The organism is Streptomyces sp. NPDC059224 (assembly GCF_042754285.1).
Taxonomy (GTDB): domain Bacteria; phylum Actinomycetota; class Actinomycetes; order Streptomycetales; family Streptomycetaceae; genus Streptomyces.
In genome coordinates, this window is sequence record NZ_JBHZAN010000109.1 from 1 (window position 1) to 1,425 (window position 1,425).

Annotated in this window: 2 protein-coding genes; both read right to left on the minus strand. The window is 35.6% G+C overall.

The features are described 5' to 3' along the window. Positions 1-79: 79 nt before the first annotated feature. Positions 80-859: a MurR/RpiR family transcriptional regulator gene (locus ACFXI4_RS44665; protein ID WP_385003435.1), complete on the minus strand. Its 780-nt coding sequence runs from the start codon at positions 857-859 to the stop codon at positions 80-82. A gap of 74 nt (positions 860-933) precedes the next feature. Further along, on the minus strand, positions 934-1,425 hold a 492-nt coding region (locus ACFXI4_RS44670; RefSeq protein WP_385003438.1), incomplete at its 5' end, for a PTS glucose transporter subunit IIA.

Below are 1,425 nucleotides of genomic sequence, written 5' to 3' on the forward strand. Positions count from 1 at the left end.
CATAACTTGAATCTTCAATCACAGAAAAATACGAGCTATCAAGAACGTATTTTAGGTGTAATTATATGCATCAACTTTATTAATCAACGCTACTTTGTTTGTAATAGTTAATATACCCTTCATACAGTAAGCTAAGAGCAAGATTCAAGGTGCAGAATGATGAGTTGTTCAACTCATTCACATCATTAATGTTGGTCACTTGATAGTATAGGCTATAGTCTGACAGACTGGCTAAGTTATTTTGACCAAATCGTGTAACTGAGACCAACTGTGTCCCTTTCATATGGATTCTTCTTAAAGTATCATCAATCCGATCAACACGTCCGGACAATGATATGACAAATAGTAAATCATTCGAGGTCAAAGCTTTTGAAATCAGGTCTAATTCATTCTTTTCCGGTACAATGATAATGTAGATTCCCAAGTTCCACATGCAGCGTGCAAACTCATTGAGCATCATTCTTTGTCCATATCCTGTTGCGTAGGCAAATATCTTATCTGCCTTTCTAATCGTTTCATATATATCCTCAACACTTTTATCATCTTCAAACAATTTGGTTGTCGCTTGAACATCTCCGAGTAATACTTCCGGTAAAAACAAACTACTTTTATCGACTCTGGTTTTTTGCATGCGTGCAAATTCCTCTTTAAGGTAATATCGAAATTCGCCATATCCTTTGAATCCGAGTTTCTTAGTTAGTCTAATAATCGTTGAGTCAGATACATTTGCTTGTTTTGCTAATTCCGATACAGTTTGACTGATGCTGATTTCCATATTTTGAGTGATAAAACTTAATACATAATCATCATTCTCATTCAATTTACTGTGATGTTCATTTACTAATTGCTCCAATGTCATAATCAGACCTCCAAAAATAATAAAAAAGATTGCTCTCTCATTTTAATACGAAAGCACAATCTTTTTAAGTACTATTAAATTTTGAAAAGAAGTTCTCCTTCAGAAACCTTTTTTTCAGAGACTTCTAGTTTAATACCCTTATCTTCGGGAAATAGAACCATAACAACATCTGACAGTTTTTCCGCCTTGATTTGGTCACAATCAAAAATCACCAATGACTCGCCGGATGATACTCGTTGACCTTCTTCAACGAGCACTTGAAACCCGACTCCCTTTAACTGAACAGTATCAATTCCAATATGAATCAATAAATCTCTACCTTGATTACTAGTCAATGTGAGTGCATGCTTTGTTGGAAATATCGATTTAATGACACCGTCAATCGGTGCTACCACCTTAGCGTTTGTTGGTTCAACAGCGAATCCTTCGCCCATCATCCCTTGCGAAAATACAGGATCGCTTACTTGGCTAAGGGGAATCAGATTTCCTGATACTGGAGCAACTAATTTTTCTTTTCGACTAAAAAATCCCATTGACTTACTCCTTAATCTTTTGAAATGTCCATC